The 18,155-nt window shown below is 72.3% G+C and carries 16 protein-coding genes and 1 tRNA gene; 7 read left to right on the top strand and 10 right to left on the bottom strand.

Annotated features, from left to right (window positions below):
- Positions 1-11: 11 nt before the first annotated feature.
- Positions 12-1,886 carry an acyl-CoA dehydrogenase gene (locus tag SHK17_RS19590; protein ID WP_322920439.1) on the bottom strand — a complete coding sequence of 625 codons (1,875 nt, stop codon included), beginning with the start codon at positions 1,884-1,886 and terminating at the stop codon, positions 12-14.
- Between the two features lie 218 nt (positions 1,887-2,104).
- On the opposite strand from SHK17_RS19590, the gene SHK17_RS19585 reads away from it, so the two are divergent.
- Positions 2,105-2,563 (top strand): RrF2 family transcriptional regulator, encoded by a 459-nt coding sequence (locus SHK17_RS19585; protein ID WP_172267546.1) that lies wholly within the window; start codon positions 2,105-2,107, stop codon positions 2,561-2,563.
- A 10-nt stretch (positions 2,564-2,573) separates the two neighbouring features.
- Here SHK17_RS19585 and SHK17_RS19580 read toward each other — a convergent pair whose 3' ends face one another.
- From SHK17_RS19580 to SHK17_RS19555, 6 genes are all read right to left on the bottom strand, one after another.
- The gene (locus tag SHK17_RS19580; protein ID WP_322423441.1) at positions 2,574-3,110 is read right to left on the bottom strand and encodes a hypothetical protein; all 537 of its coding nucleotides are present in this window, start codon (positions 3,108-3,110) and stop codon (positions 2,574-2,576) included.
- Positions 3,111-3,180: 70 nt separating this feature from the next.
- A complete protein-coding gene (locus SHK17_RS19575) occupies positions 3,181-3,807 on the bottom strand; it encodes a DUF2461 domain-containing protein (RefSeq protein ID WP_322920438.1) in 627 nt (208 codons plus the stop codon).
- Positions 3,804-4,862 (bottom strand): hypothetical protein, encoded by a 1,059-nt coding sequence (locus tag SHK17_RS19570; protein WP_322920437.1) that lies wholly within the window; start codon positions 4,860-4,862, stop codon positions 3,804-3,806. The genes SHK17_RS19575 and SHK17_RS19570 overlap by 4 nt, the downstream gene beginning before the upstream one ends.
- 1 nt (position 4,863) lies before the next feature.
- Positions 4,864-6,129, bottom strand: coding sequence for a hypothetical protein (locus tag SHK17_RS19565; RefSeq protein WP_322920436.1), 1,266 nt, complete (start codon positions 6,127-6,129; stop codon positions 4,864-4,866).
- Between the two features lie 264 nt (positions 6,130-6,393).
- Positions 6,394-6,469: transfer RNA gene (locus SHK17_RS19560), tRNA-Gly, on the bottom strand.
- A gap of 28 nt (positions 6,470-6,497) precedes the next feature.
- A complete protein-coding gene (locus SHK17_RS19555) occupies positions 6,498-7,274 on the bottom strand; it encodes a GDSL-type esterase/lipase family protein (RefSeq protein ID WP_172267531.1) in 777 nt (258 codons plus the stop codon).
- Between the two features lie 56 nt (positions 7,275-7,330).
- Here SHK17_RS19555 and dcd point away from each other — a divergent pair, with 56 nt between their 5' ends.
- The 6 genes from dcd to SHK17_RS19525 all read left to right on the top strand — a co-directional run bounded on the left by dcd (position 7,331) and on the right by SHK17_RS19525 (position 12,918).
- Positions 7,331-7,906: a dCTP deaminase gene (dcd, locus tag SHK17_RS19550; RefSeq protein ID WP_172267528.1), complete on the top strand. Its 576-nt coding sequence runs from the start codon at positions 7,331-7,333 to the stop codon at positions 7,904-7,906.
- Positions 7,907-8,018: 112 nt separating this feature from the next.
- Positions 8,019-9,056, top strand: coding sequence for an iron-siderophore ABC transporter substrate-binding protein (locus SHK17_RS19545; protein ID WP_322423436.1), 1,038 nt, complete (start codon positions 8,019-8,021; stop codon positions 9,054-9,056).
- Positions 9,057-9,060: 4 nt separating this feature from the next.
- The gene (locus tag SHK17_RS19540; protein ID WP_322920435.1) at positions 9,061-10,095 is read left to right on the top strand and encodes a FecCD family ABC transporter permease; all 1,035 of its coding nucleotides are present in this window, start codon (positions 9,061-9,063) and stop codon (positions 10,093-10,095) included.
- Positions 10,092-11,159, top strand: coding sequence for a FecCD family ABC transporter permease (locus SHK17_RS19535; RefSeq protein WP_322423435.1), 1,068 nt, complete (start codon positions 10,092-10,094; stop codon positions 11,157-11,159). Before SHK17_RS19540 ends, SHK17_RS19535 begins: the two co-directional genes overlap by 4 nt.
- Positions 11,156-11,974 (top strand): ABC transporter ATP-binding protein, encoded by an 819-nt coding sequence (locus tag SHK17_RS19530; protein ID WP_172267519.1) that lies wholly within the window; start codon positions 11,156-11,158, stop codon positions 11,972-11,974. The genes SHK17_RS19535 and SHK17_RS19530 overlap by 4 nt, the downstream gene beginning before the upstream one ends.
- Positions 11,974-12,918: a siderophore-interacting protein gene (locus tag SHK17_RS19525; RefSeq protein WP_322920434.1), complete on the top strand. Its 945-nt coding sequence runs from the start codon at positions 11,974-11,976 to the stop codon at positions 12,916-12,918. Before SHK17_RS19530 ends, SHK17_RS19525 begins: the two co-directional genes overlap by 1 nt.
- Positions 12,919-13,069: 151 nt before the next feature.
- Here the strand turns inward: SHK17_RS19525 and SHK17_RS19520 are convergent, their stop codons facing one another.
- The 3 genes from SHK17_RS19520 to SHK17_RS19510 all read right to left on the bottom strand — a co-directional run bounded on the left by SHK17_RS19520 (position 13,070) and on the right by SHK17_RS19510 (position 18,069).
- Positions 13,070-13,918, bottom strand: coding sequence for a DUF4097 family beta strand repeat-containing protein (locus tag SHK17_RS19520; RefSeq protein WP_322920433.1), 849 nt, complete (start codon positions 13,916-13,918; stop codon positions 13,070-13,072).
- 101 nt (positions 13,919-14,019) lie between these two features.
- Positions 14,020-14,562: a toxin-antitoxin system HicB family antitoxin gene (locus SHK17_RS19515; RefSeq protein ID WP_253943024.1), complete on the bottom strand. Its 543-nt coding sequence runs from the start codon at positions 14,560-14,562 to the stop codon at positions 14,020-14,022.
- Between the two features lie 81 nt (positions 14,563-14,643).
- Positions 14,644-18,069, bottom strand: a complete 3,426-nt coding sequence (locus SHK17_RS19510) for a heterodisulfide reductase-related iron-sulfur binding cluster (protein WP_322920432.1) — start codon at positions 18,067-18,069, stop codon at positions 14,644-14,646.
- Positions 18,070-18,155: the final 86 nt, after the last annotated feature.

Genomic DNA, 18,155 nt, shown 5'->3' with positions numbered 1-18,155 from the left:
TCCCGCGACGGTCAGAACGACGCCTCGTCGAGGTCCATCAGCTCGAGGGTGATGCCCTCGGCGATGGCCCGCTCGGCGGCGATGCGGGGCAGGTTGGTCTGCGCGAAGAACTGCGCCGCCGCGACCTTGCCCTCGTAGAACGCCTTGTCCTTGGCCGAGACCTCGCCGGCGAGCCTGCCGAGCGCCACGTCTGCCTGGCGGAGCAGCAGCCAGCCGCAGACCACGTCACCGAGCGCCATCAGCAGGCGCGAGGTGTTGAGGCCGACCTTGTAGATGTTGCGCACCTCGTCCTGCGAGGACATCAGGTCGTTGATCATGTGCCCGACGATCGCGTTGGCGTCCTCGAGGGCGGTGGCGAGCAGCGCGCGCTCGTTCTTGAGCCGGCCGTTGCCCGCCTCGGAGGTGATGAAGCCCTCGATCTCCTTGGCCAGGTGGCCCAGGGCGCGGCCCTGGTCCTTGACGATCTTGCGGAAGAAGAAGTCCTGGCCCTGGATGGCGGTCGTGCCCTCGTAGAGGGTGTCGATCTTGGCGTCGCGGACGTACTGCTCGACGGGGTACTCCTGCAGGAAGCCCGAACCGCCGAAGGTCTGCAGCGACTCGGTGCCCAGGAGCACCCACGAGCGCTCGGAGCCGTAGCCCTTGACGATCGGGAGCAGCAGGTCGTTGACGGCGGCGGCGAGGCGGGCCTCGTCGGAGTCGGCGGTGCCGGCGTGCTCGGCCATCATCACCTGGTCCTGCCAGGTGGCGGTGTAGAGCACCAGCGCGCGCATGGCCTCGGCGAACGACTTCTGCGTCATCAGCGACCGGCGTACGTCGGGGTGGTGGGTGATCGTCACGCGCGGGGCCGTCTTGTCGGCGGCGTGGGTGAGGTCGGCGCCCTGGACGCGCTCCTTGGCGTAGTCGAGGGCGTTGAGGTAGCCGGTCGACAGGGTGGCGATGGCCTTGGTGCCGACCATCATCCGGGCGTTCTCGATGACCTGGAACATCTGCGCGATGCCGTCGTGGACCTCGCCGAGCAGCCAGCCCCTGGCCGGCTCGCCGCCGCCGACCTGCGGGTCGCCGAAGGTGACCTCGCACGTGTTGGACACCTTGATGCCCATCTTGTGCTCGACGTTGGTGACGTAGACGCCGTTGCGCTCGCCGGTCAGCTCGCCGGTCTCGGGGTCGAAGTGGTGCTCGGGCATCCAGAAGAGGGACAGGCCCTTGGTGCCGGGGCCGCCGACGCCCTCGACGCCCTCGGGGCGCGCGAGGACGAGGTGCATGATGTTCTCGCTCATGTCGTGCGTCGCGCTGGTGATGAAGCGCTTGACGCCCGTGATGTTCCACGAGCCGTCCTCGTTGGGCACGGCCTTGGCGCGGCCGGCGCCGACGTCGGAGCCGGCGTCGGGCTCGGTGAGCACCATGGTGCAGCCCCACTGGCGGTCGACCATCAGCTGCGCGACGTGCTTGTCGCGCTCGTTGCCGTTGCGGTGCACGACGTTGGCGAACGCGGGACCGGCGGCGTACATCCACACGGGGGCGTTGGCGCCGAGCACCATCTCGCCGATCGCCCAGATCAGCGACGAGGGGGCGGGGGTGCCGCCCATCTCCTCGAACACCTGCAGGCGCCAGAACTCCGAGTCCATCCAGGCCTGGTAGCTGGCCCTGAACGACTCCGGCACGGGAGCGGTGTGCGTGGCCGGGTCGAAGACGGGCGGGTTGCGGTCACTGTCCTCGTAGGACGCCGCGAGGTCCTCGCGGGAGAGGCGCTCGACCTCGCGCAGGATCTCGCGGGCGCTCTCGCCGTCGACCTCGCCGAAGGGGCCGGTGCCGAGGACGTCGTCGCGGCCGAGGACCTCGAAGAGGTTGAACTCGATGTCGCGGAGGTTGCTCTTGTAGTGGCTCACAGCTTCCACCTGTTCCGTGTGCGGGCTGGGGGGCGAGCGAGTGGCTACTCGCCGGTAACAAAATCATGCCTCGCCGACGGCCGTCACGCAACACGAACGCCCGATGTCACCGATCACAGCCGCCGATCGGCGTCGAACCACGCCTCTCGGGACGGGTCGGGGCGGGTGCTGTCGCCCGAGAGGACTGTCTTGGGCGACATATCTGACAAACTGGCCATATGCGCGTCTCCGCCAAAGCCGACTACGCCCTGCGGGCACTGATCGAGATCGCGGTGCGCACCGACGGGGCGGCCGTCAGCGCCGAGCAGCTCGGCAAGGCGCAGGGCATCCCGCACGGCTTCCTCCAGGCCATCCTCGCCGACCTGCGTCGTGCCGACGTCGTGGTGTCGCAGCGGGGGCAGTCCGGCGGGTGGCGCTTCGCGCGCAAGCCCGAGACGGTCACCGTCGCCGACGTCATCCGGGCCGTCGACGGCCCGCTGGTGTCGGTCTACGGCCTGCGGCCCGAGGCGGTGGAGTACGACGACTCGGCCGAGGTCCTGCAGCACGTGTGGATCGCCGCTCGCAGGTCCCTGCGGATGGTCTTCGAGCAGGTCACCATCCAGGACCTCGCCGACGGCAAGCTGCCCCAGGGCGTCGCGGCGCTGACCGAGGACGACGACGCCTGGCAGCCGCACTGAGGGAGTGACCTCAGGCAGCCAGCTTCCGGTTCACCTGCTTGCGCCGCCGCGACACCTTCGCCAGGCGCTTGTCGAGGCGGGCCTCCTCCTCGATGAGCGCGATGCGCGCCACCTGCGCGGCGAGCTGCGCGTCGGTGAGCCGCGACGGGAGCAGGTGCGTACGGCCGCCCTTCACGAGCGACGTCCACGCGGCCGGCGGCTCGACGGTGAAGCCGCTGGTGAGCACGAGGACGACCTTGAACCCGTCGAGCCCGTCGAGCGCGAGCGCCGCCTGCTCCGGGGTGGCGTCGAAGAACGCCGGAACGCTGACGAAGCAGTCGTGCTTGGCCTTGCGGGCCCGGCGGCACACCCGGGCCCACGCGCCCTCGACCTGCTTGCGCTTGAGCCCGGCCGCCTTGTGCGAGCGGCGGATCTCGATGCCGGCGTGCTCCAGGTCCTCGGCCGTCGCGTCCGGCACGACGACGCCGCCGAGGCCCAGCGCGTCGGTCATCGTCGCGACGTCGACGCTGCCGGGGCCGACGTGGAGCAGGAACAGTCTCTTGGCCATGGCGCCAGCCTCGCGAGGACAGGCGTCACGGACGTGAACGCGGACCGACGCCCGCGTGTGGCTCCAGTGATCAGTCGACGGCCCGCAGCCAGCTGACGAGCGGGCGCAGGGCGCGCCAGTCCTCGCGGACCCGGTCGACGAGCCCGGCGTCGATGGCGTCCTGCTCGAAGCCGTAGGAGCGGCCGACGAAGAGCTGCTTGCGGCGCAGCAGGTGGATGCGCGGGTGGTCGGCGTCGTAGCCGCGCGGTGAGGTCTTGAGCTGGTCGCCACCCACCTCGAACCCGTCCTTCTCCAGCCTCCGGAGCAGCCGGTCGAGGGCCCTGCCGGTCTTCTCGTCGGCCATCGCCGCCCGGATCGCGGCGAGCTGGGGCCCGTCCGCCTCGTAGAAGCCGGCCCCGACCCGGGTGCCACGCGCGGAGATCTCGACGTACCAGCCCGTGCGCGGGCCGGCGGCGACGAAGGCGCCCTGGTGCGTCTTAAAGGGCGTCTTGTCCTTCGCGAAGCGGACGTCGCGGTAGGGGCGGAACACCTTGGCGGTGCCGAACTCCGGCTCGAGCGCGCCGACGAGGGCCTTCATCGGCGCCTCGACGGCGTCCTTGTAGACGGCCCGGTGCGCCTCCCAGAAGGACTTGGAGTTGTCCACCTCGAGGTCGTCGTAGAAGTCGAGCGCGGCGACGGGGAATCCGGTGAAGTTCACTCCGCGACGCTAGCCCACACGCTCTCGTCGCCCTCCTCGCCGAACGCGGACAGGGTGAGCACCCCCTCGGCGCAGGCGGGCTCGCCGAGGAAGGCGTTGCCGACGGACGCGGACTCGTAGGCCACCTCGAGCGTACGGTCCGGCGTCCACCGCACCAGGCGGGCCGGCTCGTCGCTGTCCTGCGGGTCGCGGACGAAGAACACGGAGTCGCCGCACGGAACCAGCGAGCCGGTCGTGCCGGGGCCGAGGTCGAAGAAGGCGCCGTCGGCCGAGGCCCGAAAGTGCGCCTCCTCCTGCCGGCTCGGGTCGGTCACCTCGGACCACACGGCGCCGTCGGCGGTGGCCGCCACGTCCCAGGCCACGCAGTCGACCGGGCCTTCGACCGGCTGCGGCGTGCCGGCGTCGTCGAGGAGGTTCGCGGTGCGGCACGCGACCGGACGCCCGTCGTCGAACGTCATCACGCCGATGCCGTGCTCGCTGGCGGTCAGGCCGGAGAAGCCGGTGCGGGCGGGCGCGCACCAGCCGTCCTCGCCGTTGTCGTCGTCCAGCGCGTAGGTGGCGAGGCAGTACGCCCGCGCGTCGCCGTACGTCGGGTAGTGGAGGTCGCCGCCCGTGAGCGCCCACGAGCCGCCGCTCGCCGCGGGCGGCTGGGTGATCTCGCGCCGGTCGCCGCTCGCGAGGTCGACCACGGTCACCCGGCTGGACGCCCGCTCCGCCGTGTCCTGGCGCACGACCACCACCCGGCCCGCGTCCATGAGGACCTCGGAGATGGTGCGGCCGCGCCCGGCGGCGACGGAGAGGGTCCGGTCACCGGACCGGAGGTCGACCCGGCTGCGGCCGTCGACGGTGGACGCGTCCCACTTGGGACCCTTGGCGTACGGCGTGCCGGCCGCGACGCCGGTGTCCTGCCAGTCCAGCAGCGCCGGTGTCGGCTCGACCGCCACCGGGTCCTCGAGCGGGCCGCCGGACGGGGCGCTGCGGGGGGCCGGGTCGTCGGCGCTGCAGCCGGCCAGCGCGACGGCCAGCGCCAGCGCGAGCGTCGTACGGGCCCGCACGTCAGACGCCGACGTTGTGCTGGAAGTGGTCGAGGTTGGCACGGTAGGACCTGTAGGCGTTGCGCCACTGGACGCGCCCGATGGCCGGCTCGCTGGGGTCGAAGCGCGACTGGTCCCACGGCTCGAAGTAGCCGATCCTGCGGTTGCCGTCCGGGTCCTGGTCGAAGCCGCGGCCGACCTGGAAGTGCCCGCTCGCGTCGTCGTCGAGGTAGGGGTAGAACTGCTTGAGCAGCACCGGGTGGAGGACGACCGGGGCGCGGTAGTCGTGCACGTGCCGCATCATCAGGCGGTACCACTGCTTGAACGTGAAGTCGCTGATGTCGAGCACGACGTAGGGTCCGGCGTGGTCCGCGTCGTCGTAGTGGGTCTTGTTGTTGACCACGCGCACCATGTCGGTGATCGCCGTGCCGGCAGTGGTCGTGCCGAGGCGTCGCGCCCAGTAGGACTGGTTCTTGCGCCGCTTCTGGGAGCTCCAGCCGATGGACTGCATGGCGGCCGGGCCGCACCAGTAGGTCTGGTTCTGGGCCAGGGCGCGCGACTCGTCGAGGATCGCGAACGACTCGGGGTACTTCCCGCCGAAGCCGCCCCGCGCGCTGGCGGACGGGACGCCGGCGAGGTCGGGGTGCCTCTCGGCGAAGTCGTCGGGGAGGGGCACGCCCTGGATCTCGTGGCGGAGCAGCCACACCTTCCCGACCGAGCGGGCCGCCATGGTGAGCTCCGCGCGCTCGGCCTCGGCGCGGGCGGCCGCGGTGCGTGCGCTCGCCCGCGACAGCAGGCCCTCGGCGTCGAGGCCGCCGGTGCGCTCGCGGCCGGCCGGGGTGGGGGCGGCCGTCCGGGCGACCAGGTCGTCGCGCGACCGGGTGGTCCAGCCGAAGCCGAGACAGTAGCGCTGGCCCTCGAAGACCGCGCACCGCACCGCCGCGCGCGCGGTCGCCGTACGTCCTCGGGCGCGGTCGAGCGCCGCGCCCTCCGCGACCACGCGGTCGATCTCGGCCCGCATCGCCGGCGTGATCGCGCTGGTGCCCACCGCTCCGGGGCGCTCCGTCGTCTCCGTCGTCTCGGCGGTGGGGGTGATCGAGCCCTGCTCCGCGTCACCGTCCGGCAGCAGCGGCACGGCGCCCAGGGTCAGTGCCAGCGCAGCGGCGGCGACGGTGACCGGGTGCCGCCAGAGGGGGCGCGAGGCGTCGTCCGTGGCGATGCGGTGGGCGAGCTGGCGGGTCGTGCGGCGGGTCGTACGGCGGGTCGTACGGCGGGGAAGTGCAGGCATGGGGAAGGTACCTCTGACGCTAGACGATCGCCTCACTGTCCCCTCTGGCCCCAGCAGGCGCAAGTCTCCCTGCGGTCACAGCATGGCGCGACCAGCGGTTGGTGACGCAGGTTCCACGGCGGGAGAAGCTGCTCCACTCACCGCTCGTACGACGACAACCCGCAGCGGAGAGGACGGGCTTTCTAAGGAACGGGAGCGGATGACGAGATTCGAGCTCGCGACATCGACGGTGGGCAGAGCGTCGCGCTCGGCGCTCTGGAGAACTGGAGCGGATGACGAGATTCGAACTCGCGACATCGACCTTGGGAAGGTCGCGCTCTACCAGCTGAGCTACATCCGCAGTGCCGTCCGTGGACGGCGGGGGAATGCTACCCGACCTCGGAGCGGCGGACCTCCGCGAGGTGGGGGTGCTTGGGGGAGACCGTGTCGCCGGAGGACCGGCCGGTGATGCGGCGGTGCACCCACGGCACGAGGAACTCGCGCGTCCACTGGGCGTTGGCGGCCCACGCCTCGCGGCGCCCGAGCACCGGCAGCGGTCCGACGGTGACGGGCTCGAGGCCGTGCTCGACGCCGATCGCCTCGAGGACGGCGTGGGCGATGTGCGTGTGGCCGGAGCCGTTGAGGTGCATCCGGTCGGTGTCCATGACGCCGGCGATCTCGATGTCGCGCATCCGCCACATGTCGACGATGGTCGCGTCGTGGCGGTCGGCGATCTCGCGGACCCACTCGTTGAAGATCGCCATCCGCCCGCGGACGGGGCCGTAGATGCCGCCGGCGCCCGGGTCGAAGAGCGTGAACATCACGACCCGCGCGCCCGTGGTGGTCAGCCGCGCGATCGCGTCGTCGTACGTCCGGGCGAGCGCGTCGAGGTCGACGCGGGGGCGCAGCACGTCGTTGCCACCGCCGTGGATGGTGATCAGGTCGGGCTCGAGCGCGATGGCGGCGTCGACCTGCTCGGCCACGATGGGGGCGAGCTTGCGCCCGCGGATCGCGAGGTTGGCGTAGCCGAAGTCGTCGGTCTGCCGGGCGAGCACCTCGGCGACGCGGTCGGCCCAGCCGCGCAGGCCGTTGGGGCGCGAGGGGTCGGGGTCGCCGACGCCCTCGGTGAACGAGTCGCCCAGGGCGACGTAGCGGTGGAAGGTCACCGATCCATTGTGGCCACCCCTCCGCGGCGGCGGAAACTGAGGCTAGGGTCGGCCGGGTGCTGCTCTCCGACCGCGACATCACCGCAGAGATCGACGCCGGCCGCATCGCGCTGGAGCCGTGGGACCCGCAGATGATGCAGCCGTCCAGCGTGGACGTGCGGCTCGACCGCTTCTTCCGGGTCTTCGAGAACCACCGCTACCCGCACATCGACCCCGCGGCCGACCAGTCCGAGCTGACCCGCGAGGTCGAGCCGGAGGGCGACGAGCCGTTCATCCTGCACCCGGGCGAGTTCGTGCTCGGCTCGACGTACGAGGTGGTGTCGCTGCCCGACGACGTCGCCGCCCGGGTGGAGGGCAAGTCGTCCCTCGGCCGGCTCGGTCTGCTGACCCACGCGACGGCCGGCTTCGTCGACCCCGGGTTCTCCGGTCACGTGACGCTCGAGCTGGCCAACGTCGCGACCCTGCCGATCAAGCTCTACCCCGGGATGAAGATCGGGCAGTTCTGCTTCTTCCGGCTGTCCTCGCCGAGCGAGCACCCCTACGGCTCGGAGAAGTACGGCTCGCGCTACCAGGGCCAGCGCGGGCCCACGCCGAGCCGCTCCTTCCAGGGGTTCCACCGCACGCCGATCTGAGGACCCGTCGGCGGTGCGACGCATTAGGTCACTGCTCCGTTGCCTAATTCGGGCGATGTGTGGTTAGGCTCTCCTAAGTCAGCCTGACCGTCACCCGCACAACGGAGTCCCGATGAAGCGTTCCCTCGCCACCCCGCTCGCCGCGGCCACCCTCCTCGTCGCCGCCCTCACCGGCTGCAGCACGGGGTCGACCAGCGGCGGCGACTCCGCCGCCGAGCCGACCGCCACGACGACCGCCGAGGCCGACGCCTTCCCGGTCACCATCGAGCACGCCTTCGGCGAGACGACGATCGAGTCCGAGCCCACCCGCGTGGCGACCCTCGGCTGGACCGACCACGACCACGCCGTCGCGCTGGGCGTCGTCCCGGTCGGCGCCACCAAGATCACCTGGGGCGGCAACGAGGGCGGCTCGACCGACTGGTTCGACGCGGCCGTCGAGGAGGCCGGTGCCGAGGCGCCCGTGCGCTACGACGACGCCGACGGCGCCCCGATCGACGAGATCGCCGAGCTGGCGCCCGACCTGATCCTGGCCACCAACTCCGGTGTCACCGAGGCGGAGTACGCCAAGCTCTCCAAGATCGCACCGGTCGTCGCCTACCCCGAGTTCCCGTGGACCACCGACTGGCGCACCTCGCTCGAGACGGTCGGCAAGGCGCTCGGCCGCGCCGACCTCGCCGAGGACGTCGCCGCTGACACCGAGGCCACCATCGAGGAGGGCAAGCAGGCCCACCCCCAGCTCGAGGGTGCCGAGCTCATCTACGGCTACCTCGCTGCAACCGACCTGTCCTCGATCGGCATGTACGCCCCCGAGGACCCGCGCGTGTCCCTGATGCGCGACTTCGGCATGGTCGACGCGCCCGTCGTGGCCGACGCGATCAAGCCGGGCGAGTTCTACGGCATGGTCTCGGCCGAGAAGGCCACCGAGCTGGAGTCCGACGTCTTCCTCACCTGGGTCGACTCCGAGAAGAGCCTCGAGACCATCGAGGGCGACAAGCTGCTCAGCCAGATCCCCGCGATCGCCGAGGGCCACTTCTACGCCGAGACCGACATGGAGCGGACGATGGCTGCGACCAACCCCACGCCGCTGTCGATCCCGGTCATCGTCGAGGACTTCCTCCCCCACGTGGCGAAGGCCATCGAGGGCGCCTGAGCCCATGACGGCCCTCGTCCCGACGCGGGAGGACGTCAGCCGGTCCCCGGGGGGAGGCCGCCGACGTCAGCTCGCACTGCCGGCCAGTGCCGCGATCACCATCGCGGCGCTGGCCGGTGCCGGCGTGCTCTCGCTGGTCGTCGGGGCCACCTGGGTGCCGGTCGAGGCGATCTGGGACTCCGGCCACCCGCTCCACCCGGTCGTCGAGGCCCGCCTCGAGCGCACGGTCCTCGGGTTCGGCGTCGGCGCGGCCCTCGGGCTCGCCGGCGCGCTCATGCAGGGCCTGACCCGCAACCCGCTGGCCGACCCCGGCATCCTCGGCGTCAACGCCGGTGCCACCTTCGCGATGGTCGTCGGGATGACGTCGTTCGGGCTCACCGCGATGGGCCAGTTCCTGCCGATGGCGTTCCTCGGCGCAGCCCTCGCGGCGCTGCTGGTGCACGGCATCGCCTCGTTCGGCCGGGACGGTGCGACGCCGATGAAGCTCGCCATCACCGGCGCCGCGCTCAGCGCCGGGCTCGCCAGCTGGACCACCGGACTCCTGCTGGCCGACCGCAAGACCATGGAGACCTTCCGCTTCTGGCAGGTCGGCACCATCGGCGGGCGCGGCTTCGAGGTGCTGCTCACCGGCCTGCCGTTCCTCGTCGTCGGCGCGCTGCTCGCCCTGGCCGGCGCCCGCCTGCTCAACACCCTCGCGCTGGGCGAGGACCTCGCCCGTGGCCTGGGGCGCCACACCACCCGCGACCGCGTCGTCATCGGGGTCGCCATCGTCCTGCTCGCCGGCACGGCGACCGCGCTGGCCGGGCCCATCGCCTTCGTCGGGCTCGTCGTCCCGCACGTCGTGCGCGGCCTCGTCGGTCCCGACTACGCGCGGGTGCTGCCGTTCTCGATGGTGGCCGGCGCGGTGCTCGTGGTCGTGGCTGACACGGTCGGCCGCATCGTGCTCCCGCCGTCGGAGGTCCAGGTCGGCATCATGGCCGCCGTCGTCGGCGTACCCGTCTTCATCGCCCTGATCCGCCGCACGGGGAGGGCGTTGTGACCGTGACCGTCGACCCCGGACCGGTGACGACGGGGCCCTCCGCCCGCGAGGCCGCCGACGTCGTACGCCGTGCGCGCCGCGGACCCGCACGCCACCACCGTCGCCTCGTCGGCGGGCTGGTGCTCGTCGTGGTCGGCGCCTTCGCGGTGCGCGTGCTGCTCGGCGACTACACGGTCACCATCCCCGACTTCCTGCGCATCCTCGCCGGAGAGCAGATCCCCGGCGCCACCTACATCGTGATGGAGTCCAAGCTCCCGCGCGCGGTCCTGGCGGTCCTCTCCGGGCTCGCGTTCGGCATCGGCGGCGCCATCTTCCAGACCACGCTGCGCAACCCCCTCGCCAGCCCCGACATCGTCGGCGTCAGCCTCGGCGCCAGCGCCGCGGCAGTGTCCGCCATCGCGCTCGCCGGCTGGACGGGCTGGCCGGTCTCGGCCGCCGCCGTCGCCGGGGCGCTGGGTGTCGCGCTGGCCGTCCGGCTCGTCGCCGGCGACCACGGTGGCTTCCGCCTCGTGCTGGCCGGCATCGGGCTGGCCGCCGCCATGCAGTCGGTCATCCAGTACGTCTTCACCCGCGTCGACGAGTACGACGTCCAGCTGGTGCTGCGCTGGCTGACCGGCAGCGTCAACGGCGTCGCCTGGTCGAGCATCGGCCTCTTCGCCGCGGCCCTCGCCGTGCTGCTGCCCGCCACGGCGTGGGCGGCACGCTCGCTCGCCGTCACCGAGCTCGGCGACGACGCCGCCGCCGGCCTCGGCGTCGGGCGCCGGCGCACCGACGTGCTGATGTTCCTGGCCGTGCTGCTCATCGCGGTGGCCGTCGCCGCCGCCGGGCCGATCGCGTTCGTCGCGTTCCTGTCCGGCCCGATCGCCCGCGCGCTCAACCAGGGGCGTACGACGCTGCTCGGCGCCGGCCTCGTCGGCGCGGCCATCGTCCTGGTCGGCGACCACGCCGGCGCCTACGCCTTCGCCGACCTCAACCTGCCCGTGGGCATCGTCACCGGCGCCTTCGGCGCGCCGTTCCTGCTCTGGCTGCTCGCCCGCGGCCGCACCGGAAGGAGGGCGGGATGACCGCCACCACCGCCAGGCTCGAGGCCAGCCGGCTGACGCTGGGCTACACCGAGACCGCCGTCGTGAGCGACCTCGACCTGCAGGTCCCGCACGGCAAGGTCACCGTCATCGTCGGCGCCAACGCGTGCGGCAAGTCGACGCTCCTGCGCGGCCTGGCCCGGCTCCTGCGGCCGCGGTCGGGCGCGGTGCTGCTCGACGGCGACGCGATCCACCGCCTGCCGACCAAGCAGGTCGCCAAGGCGCTCGGCCTGCTCCCGCAGAACCCCATCGCGCCCGAGGGCGTCACCGTCGCCGACCTCGTCGGTCGCGGCCGACACCCCCACCACGGCGCCTTCGGCCGCTGGACCACCGAGGACGAGGAGGCCGTCGCCGAGGCGCTCGTGCTCACCGACACCCTCGGCCTGGCCGACCGCGTGGTCGACGAGCTGTCCGGCGGCCAGCGCCAGCGGGTGTGGATCGCGATGGCGCTCGCGCAGGGCACCGACCTGCTCCTGCTCGACGAGCCGACGACGTACCTCGACGTCGCGCACCAGGTCGAGATGCTCGACCTGCTCGCCGAGCTCAACGCGCGGCGCGGTACGACGATCGTGATGGTGCTGCACGACCTCAACCTCTCGGCGCGCTACGCCGACCACCTCGTCGCCCTGCGGACCGGCCGGATCGTGGCCGAGGGCACGCCCCGCGAGGTCGTCACCGAGGAGGTCGTGCGCACCGTGTTCGGCCTCGACAACCGCGTCATCGACGACCCCGTCTCGCACACCCCGTTGGTGGTCCCGGTGGGCCGCCGCCAACGACTCGCTCCCGAGGAGATCTGATGACCGTGACGTCCACCCCGAGCGCGACCGTGCTGCCCATGCTGTTCACCGAGGTGGAGGTGGTCTCGGTCGAGCGGCTGAGCCCGAGCTTCGCGCGCTTCGAGCTCGGCAGCCCCGAGCTCGCGCACTTCGGCGTCGACGGCGACCGCTTCGACCAGCGGATCAAGCTGATCTTCCCCGACCCGGAGACCGGCGGCATCACCTCGACCGAGGCCGCCGACGAGTCGTGGCTGGCGACCTGGCTGGACCAGCCGGCCAGCGAGCGCGGCCACATGCGCACCTACACGATCCGCGACGTCCGGGGCTCCGGCGAGCAGACCACGTTCGTGGTCGACATCGTGCTCCACCTCGAGGGCGACCTCGTGGGTCCGGGCTCGACGTGGGCCTCGACGGCGACCGTCGGCGACCGGATCGTGCTGCTGGCGCCCCGGAGGGGCTACCCCTACGGCGGCATCGAGTTCACCCCCGCCGCCGGTGCCGACCTGCTGCTGGTGGGCGACGAGACGGCGGTGCCGGCGATCTGCACGGTGCTCGAGCAGCTGCCGGCCGACGCCCGCGGCAAGGCGTTCCTCGAGGTGCCGCTGGCCGGTGACGTCCAGGACGTACGCGGCCCGGCCGGCGTCGACGTGGTCTGGCTGGCCCGGGAGGACGCCGAGCTGGGCGTCCCGCTGCACGACGCGGTCGTCGCGCACCTCGGCATCCCGGACGCCCACGTCGACGTGGCGGCCGAGGAGGTCGACCCGGACCTGTGGGAGACGCCCTACTACTCGTCCTCCGGCGAGGACGTCCCCGGCGACGTCGCCGGGGTGACCTACGCCTGGATCGCCGGGGAGTCGAAGGTCGTGACCGGCCTGCGCCGGCACCTCGTCAACGAGCTCGGCTTCGACCGCCGCCAGGTGGCCTTCATGGGCTACTGGCGCCGCGGCGTCTCCATGCGGTCCTGAGGGGTCAGCGGCGCTTGGGGGCGCGCGGGGAGTAGCGCACACGCTCGGCGATGCGGTGCCGGGCGATGAGCTCGATGTCGGTGAGTGACTCGTACATGGCCGTCCTCCTTCCGGTGTCGGGTGGCTCGCGGGTGGGTGTTGTCGGTGAATGTCAGCTCTGGTGCAGCGACACGTCGCCGGAGGCGGTGGTGGCGCGCACCTCGAGGTAGGGCTGGTCGGGCGCCGGCTCGCCGGTGCTCGGCAGGCTCGAGGACAGGCGGCCGCTCGCGGTGCGGACGTCGGTCCACACCGGGACCCCGGCGCGCACCCCGATCCGCACGTCGCCGCTCGCGGTCTTGGCGGTGACCCGACCGGCGGCGGTCTCGTCGATCACGAGGTCGCCCGAGCCGGTGGTGAAGACGGCCTCGCCCTGCATGCTGCGCACGTGGGCGTCGCCCGAGCCGGTCTTGATGGCCAGCTCGTCGCCGGCCCTCTCGACGCGTACGTCGCCGCTGCCCGTGGTGACGACCAGCGCGGAGTCCACGCGGCGGACCAGCACGTCGCCGGAGCCGGTCTTGACCCGGGCGTCGCCGGCGAGGTGCGCGGCGACGAGGTCGCCGGAGCCGGACTGGACGACCGTGTCGCCGTCGACGACGTCGAGGGTCACGTCGCCCGAGCCGGTGTCGACGCGGGTGTCGGCGAACCGGCCGTGCGCGGCGACGTCGCTGCTGCCCGCCTTGACGTTGAGGCCGCTGGCCACCGGCACCTCGACGTGGATCTCGGCCCGCGGGTCCTTGCCGAGGAAGCCGCCGTGGCGGGGCGGGGCGATGATGGCGATCCGGCGCGTCCCCACGCCGTCGGAGAGGTCGCGGACGTCGTACTCCTCGGCGCGCTCGCCGACGATGCGGACGATGGTCTCGGTGGTGTCGGTGGCGGTCACGTCGATGCTGCCGCGGCCGTTCTCGACGTAGAGGTCGATCGGCTCGGGCGTGTCGAAGGTGGCGTCCAGGCGGTTGCTCATCGGGGTCTCCGGTTCGGGGTGTCGTCGTCCGACGGGCCGGCCGGGTGCCGGTCCGCTGCGTGGGGCGGGTGGGGGTCGGTCCGGTCAGGACCGCGGTGGCGTCAGAGCCAGCCGGTCATTCGTCGGTTGCCGTGCTTGCGGTTGGCGGCGAAGGGGTCGTAGCCGACGAAGGGGACGCTGCTCAGGTCGATGTCGACGTTGATGGCGTGCTCGTTGGTGGCGTTGCGGACCAGCCCGACCATCCAGGTGTTCAGGCTCTGACCGGCGGCGGCCGCCTTCTCCTCGGCGCGGGCCTTGACGGCCTCGGGGATGCGGAGGGTGATCCGGGCGAGGTCGCCGTCCTCCTCCTCGGCAGGTGCCGGGGGTGCGGGCGGCGGGGGCGGCGCGGGGAGCTCGCTCGGCGGGGCCATCTCGACGACGAAGTCGAGCTCGCGCCCGACGAGGCGGACGTCGACGCTGCCCTCGGGCAGCTCGGCGGTGATCTCCGCGGCAGCGTGGGAGATGGCCTCCATCAGCGCGAGCCGGGCGCTGGGGTCCAGCGCGTAGGCCAGCCGCTCGGCGGCCTGCTTCAGCTCGTCGCTGCCCGCCTCGGCCGCGGCGACCAGGTCGCGGCGCAGGGTGTCGACGTAGGGGGTGATGTCCATGTGCACCATCGTGACATCACCATGACGTCATGTCAATGGATTCGTGATGTCACGATGGTGCGGCGATGACGTCGCGTGTCGTCAGAGGTCGAAGAGGGAGCCCGATCCGCTGATGTCGACGTCCGTGCGCGGGGCGGGGCCGCCCTGGCTCGGAGCCGGCTTGGCGGGGGTCTCCTCGGCCTCCTCCTCCTCGGGCTCCTCGTCCGGCTCGGGCTCGGCCGGGACGTGTGACGATGCGGTCGCCAGGGCAGCCGCATCGTCACTCGTCCCGCCGGACGGACCGGGCGGAGCCGGCGCGGCCGGTGCCTCGACATCGAACAGCGAGCCGAGGCCCGAGATGTCGACGTCGGTGCTCGGCGCGCTCGTCGTGCTGCTGCTAGCCGGCTCGGGGTCCGGCTCGGCCGGGACGTGTGACGATCCGGTCGCCAGGGCAGCCGCGTCGTCACTCGTCACGGGCGTCGGCTCCGGCGAGGCGGGCGCCTCGAGGTCGAACAGCGACCCGACCCCGGACAGGTCCGTCGCGCCGGCCTGCGCCGCGGGCTCCTCGGGCTTGGCCTCGACCTCCTGCTCGACGGGCTCGACGGGCTCCGCCTTCACGGCGGGCTCCGCCGTCGTGGCGGGCTCCGCCTTCGTGGCGGGCTCGACCGGTGCCGGGGCGGCGATGTCGAAGAGCGACCCACCGCTGCCCAGGTTCGCGGCCGGGGCGGCCGGGGCGGCGCTGGTCGGCTCGGACGGAGCCGGCGCGGCCTCGGGTGCGGGCGCCGCTGCGGGCGCCGGCTCCTCCGGCGTACCGAGGTCGAACAGCGAACCGCCGCCGCCGAGCTCGGTCGACCCGGCCTGGCTCGCCGGGGCGGGTGCGGGCGCGGGCGCGGGGGCCTCCGGCTCGGCCGGGCCGAGATCGAAGAGCGACGACCCACCGGAGCCGCCCGCGGCCTTCGGCTCGGGCGCCTTCTCGGCCGGGGCGGCCGGGGCCGCGGGTGCTTCGGGGGCGGGGGTGTCGAAGAGCGACCCGCCGGACGCGGGCGCCTTCTCGGCCGGAGCGGCCGGGGCCGCGGGTGCTTCGGGGGCGGGGGTGTCGAAGAGCGACCCGCCGGACGCGGGCGCCTTCTCGGCCGGAGCGGCCGGGGTGGTGGGTGCCTCGGGAGCCGGAGTGTCGAAGAGCGACGAGCCGCCCGAGGCCTTGGCCAGCGGACCGGCGTCGGCGGTCTCGGTGACGGTGTTCTCGGTGACGGTGACGTCGCCGGCCTCCGGCTCGTCCTTCGTCGCCACGTCGGTCGCGACGCCGCCGGCCTTCGCGGCCGGAGCGGCTGCGGCAGGAGACGACGCCGGGGCGGCCTTCGTGGCCGACTCGCCCTTCACCGAGGCGAGCAGCATCTGCGCGACGTCGAGGACCTCGACCTCCTCGCGGGCCTCGCCGGCCGCCTGCTGGGCGGTCAGCCCGTCCGACAGCATCACGCGGCAGAAGGGGCAGCCCACCGCGATCTGGTCGGCGCCGGTGCCGACGGCCTCGCGGGTGCGGTTGACGTTGATCCGCTCGCCGAGGTTCTCCTCCATCCACATGCGCGCGCCGCCGGCGCCGCAGCAGAACGACCGCTCCGCGCTGCGCTCCATCTCGACGTACTCGGCGCCGGGCAGCACCTGCAGCAGCTCGCGCGGCGGGGAGTAGACCTGGTTGTGGCGGCCGACGTAGCAGGGGTCGTGGTAGGTGATCGAGCGCTTCGCGGCACCCGCGCCGTCCTTGACCGGCGTCAGCTTCCCCTCGCGCACGAGGCGGTTGAGGAGCTGGGTGTGGTGCACGACCTCGAGCTCGATGCCGAAGTCCTTGTACTCGTTCTTGAGCGTGTTGAAGCAGTGCGCGCAGGTCGAGACGACCTTCTTGACCTTGTACTCCTTGAAGGTCTCCACGTTCTGCTGGGCCAGGCCCTGGAAGACGAACTCGTTGCCGGCGCGGCGGGCGGGGTCACCGGTGCAGGTCTCGCCGTTGCCGAGGACGCCGAAGGAGATGCCGGCGATGTCCAGCAGCTCGGCGACCGCACGCGTGGTCTTCTTGGCGCGGTCCTCGTAGGCCCCGGCGCAGCCGACCCAGAACAGCCAGTCGACCGACTCGAGCGACTCGAGGTCCTCGCCGACGACAGGCACGTCGAACTCGAGGCCCTTGGCCCAGTCCATCCGCGCGGTGGCCGACATGTTCCACGGGTTGCCCTTGTTCTCCAGGCCCTTGAAGAGCTGGTTGAGCTCGGCCGGGAAGTTGGACTCCACGAGCAGCTGGTAGCGCCGCATGTCCATGATGTGGTCGACGTGCTCGATGTCGACGGGGCACTGCTGGACGCACGCACCGCACGAGGTGCAGTTCCAGAGGACGTCCTCGTCGATGACGAACGGTGCGTCGTGGGGGTTGTAGAAGTAGTCGATCACGTCGGTCCCGGCGCCCGCGGTCTCGCCCTTGGAGCCGACGCCGACGAGCTGCCGCTCGGTGTGGGCCGGGTCGCCGTCGGCCTTGGCGTACGCGTGGTCGCGCAGGGCCGTGATGAGGAGCTTGGGCGAGAGGGGCTTCTCGGTGTTCCAGGCGGGGCACTGCGACTGGCAGCGGCCGCACTCGGTGCAGGTGGTGAAGTCGAGGATGCCCTTCCAGGAGAAGTCCTCGAGCTTCCCCGCGCCGAGCACCGACTCCTCGTCGAGGTCGTCGATGTCGTCGAGGGTGACCGGCTTGCCCTCGGACGTCAGCGGCTTCATCGCGCCGATGGCGGTGCTGCCGTCGTCCTCGCGCTTGAACCAGATGTTGGGCCAGGCGGTGAAGCGGTGCCAGGCGATGCCCATCGTGAGGTTGCGGGCGATCACCATCAGCCAGATCATCGCCAGCACGATCTTGAAGGCGGCGATGGCGTAGATCGTGTTCTCGAGGGCGCCGACCGAGTTGGGGTAGAACGCGTCGCCGATCCACGAGGAGATCGGGTAGTGGCTGCGCCCGGCGTCCTCGTCGAGCTTCCACTCGGCGGCACGCACGAAGAGGATCGCCGCGCCCTCGAGGAGCGCCAGCGCCTCGACGAAGTAGGCCTGCCAGAAGTTCGAGCCGAAGAACCGGCTGCTGCGACCCTCGGAGCGGGGGTGGTGGCGCTGGCGGACGAGGATGAGGAAGACGATGCCGACGGTGCTCAGCAGGCCGATGAGCTCGCTGAACCACTCGTACGGGTACCAGTGGCCGATCAGCGGCCAGGCGAACGACGGTTCGAAGAGCTGGAAGTACGCCGCTCCGACGGCCGTGCTGAGGAAGAGGAACGCGGCGTAGACGAACCAGTGCATGACGCCGATCCACGGGCGCTGCAGCATCCGCGTGTGGAGGAAGGTCTCCTTCAGCATCGTCGTGGAGCGCCCGACGGGGTTGCCCGTGCGGCCGGGGGCGGGCTGGCCCGCGCGGATCACGCCCAGCATCCGCCGTGTCGCCGGGACCAGGATGGCCATCGCGGCGACGGTCATGGCGAACGAGACGACGATCGCGAAGATCTGCATGGGGGAGGGCTCCTCGGTCGGGCGTACAGAGCCGGAGCATATGACCGCCGGTCGTGCCGACGGCAGGGCCCTCACGCGTGAGAAGA

The sequence above is a fragment of the Nocardioides renjunii genome (assembly GCF_034661175.1).
Lineage (GTDB): Bacteria > Actinomycetota > Actinomycetes > Propionibacteriales > Nocardioidaceae > Nocardioides > Nocardioides renjunii.
This window is presented reverse-complemented; position numbering and strand designations above follow the sequence as displayed.

Excerpts from the sequence above, each read along its gene's own strand:
- SHK17_RS19585 (WP_172267546.1), top strand. The coding sequence starts at position 2,105 with ATGCGCGTCTCCGCCAAAGCCGACTACGCCCTGCGGGCACTGATCGAG.
- SHK17_RS19580 (WP_322423441.1), bottom strand. The coding sequence starts at position 3,110 with ATGGCCAAGAGACTGTTCCTGCTCCACGTCGGCCCCGGCAGCGTCGAC.
- SHK17_RS19565 (WP_322920436.1), bottom strand. The coding sequence starts at position 6,129 with ATGCCTGCACTTCCCCGCCGTACGACCCGCCGTACGACCCGCCGCACG.
- SHK17_RS19545 (WP_322423436.1), top strand. The coding sequence starts at position 8,019 with ATGAAGCGTTCCCTCGCCACCCCGCTCGCCGCGGCCACCCTCCTCGTC.
- SHK17_RS19540 (WP_322920435.1), top strand. The coding sequence starts at position 9,061 with ATGACGGCCCTCGTCCCGACGCGGGAGGACGTCAGCCGGTCCCCGGGG.
- SHK17_RS19530 (WP_172267519.1), top strand. The coding sequence starts at position 11,156 with ATGACCGCCACCACCGCCAGGCTCGAGGCCAGCCGGCTGACGCTGGGC.
- SHK17_RS19525 (WP_322920434.1), top strand. The coding sequence starts at position 11,974 with ATGACCGTGACGTCCACCCCGAGCGCGACCGTGCTGCCCATGCTGTTC.
- SHK17_RS19520 (WP_322920433.1), bottom strand. The coding sequence starts at position 13,918 with ATGAGCAACCGCCTGGACGCCACCTTCGACACGCCCGAGCCGATCGAC.
- SHK17_RS19515 (WP_253943024.1), bottom strand. The coding sequence starts at position 14,562 with ATGGACATCACCCCCTACGTCGACACCCTGCGCCGCGACCTGGTCGCC.
- SHK17_RS19510 (WP_322920432.1), bottom strand. The coding sequence starts at position 18,069 with ATGCAGATCTTCGCGATCGTCGTCTCGTTCGCCATGACCGTCGCCGCG.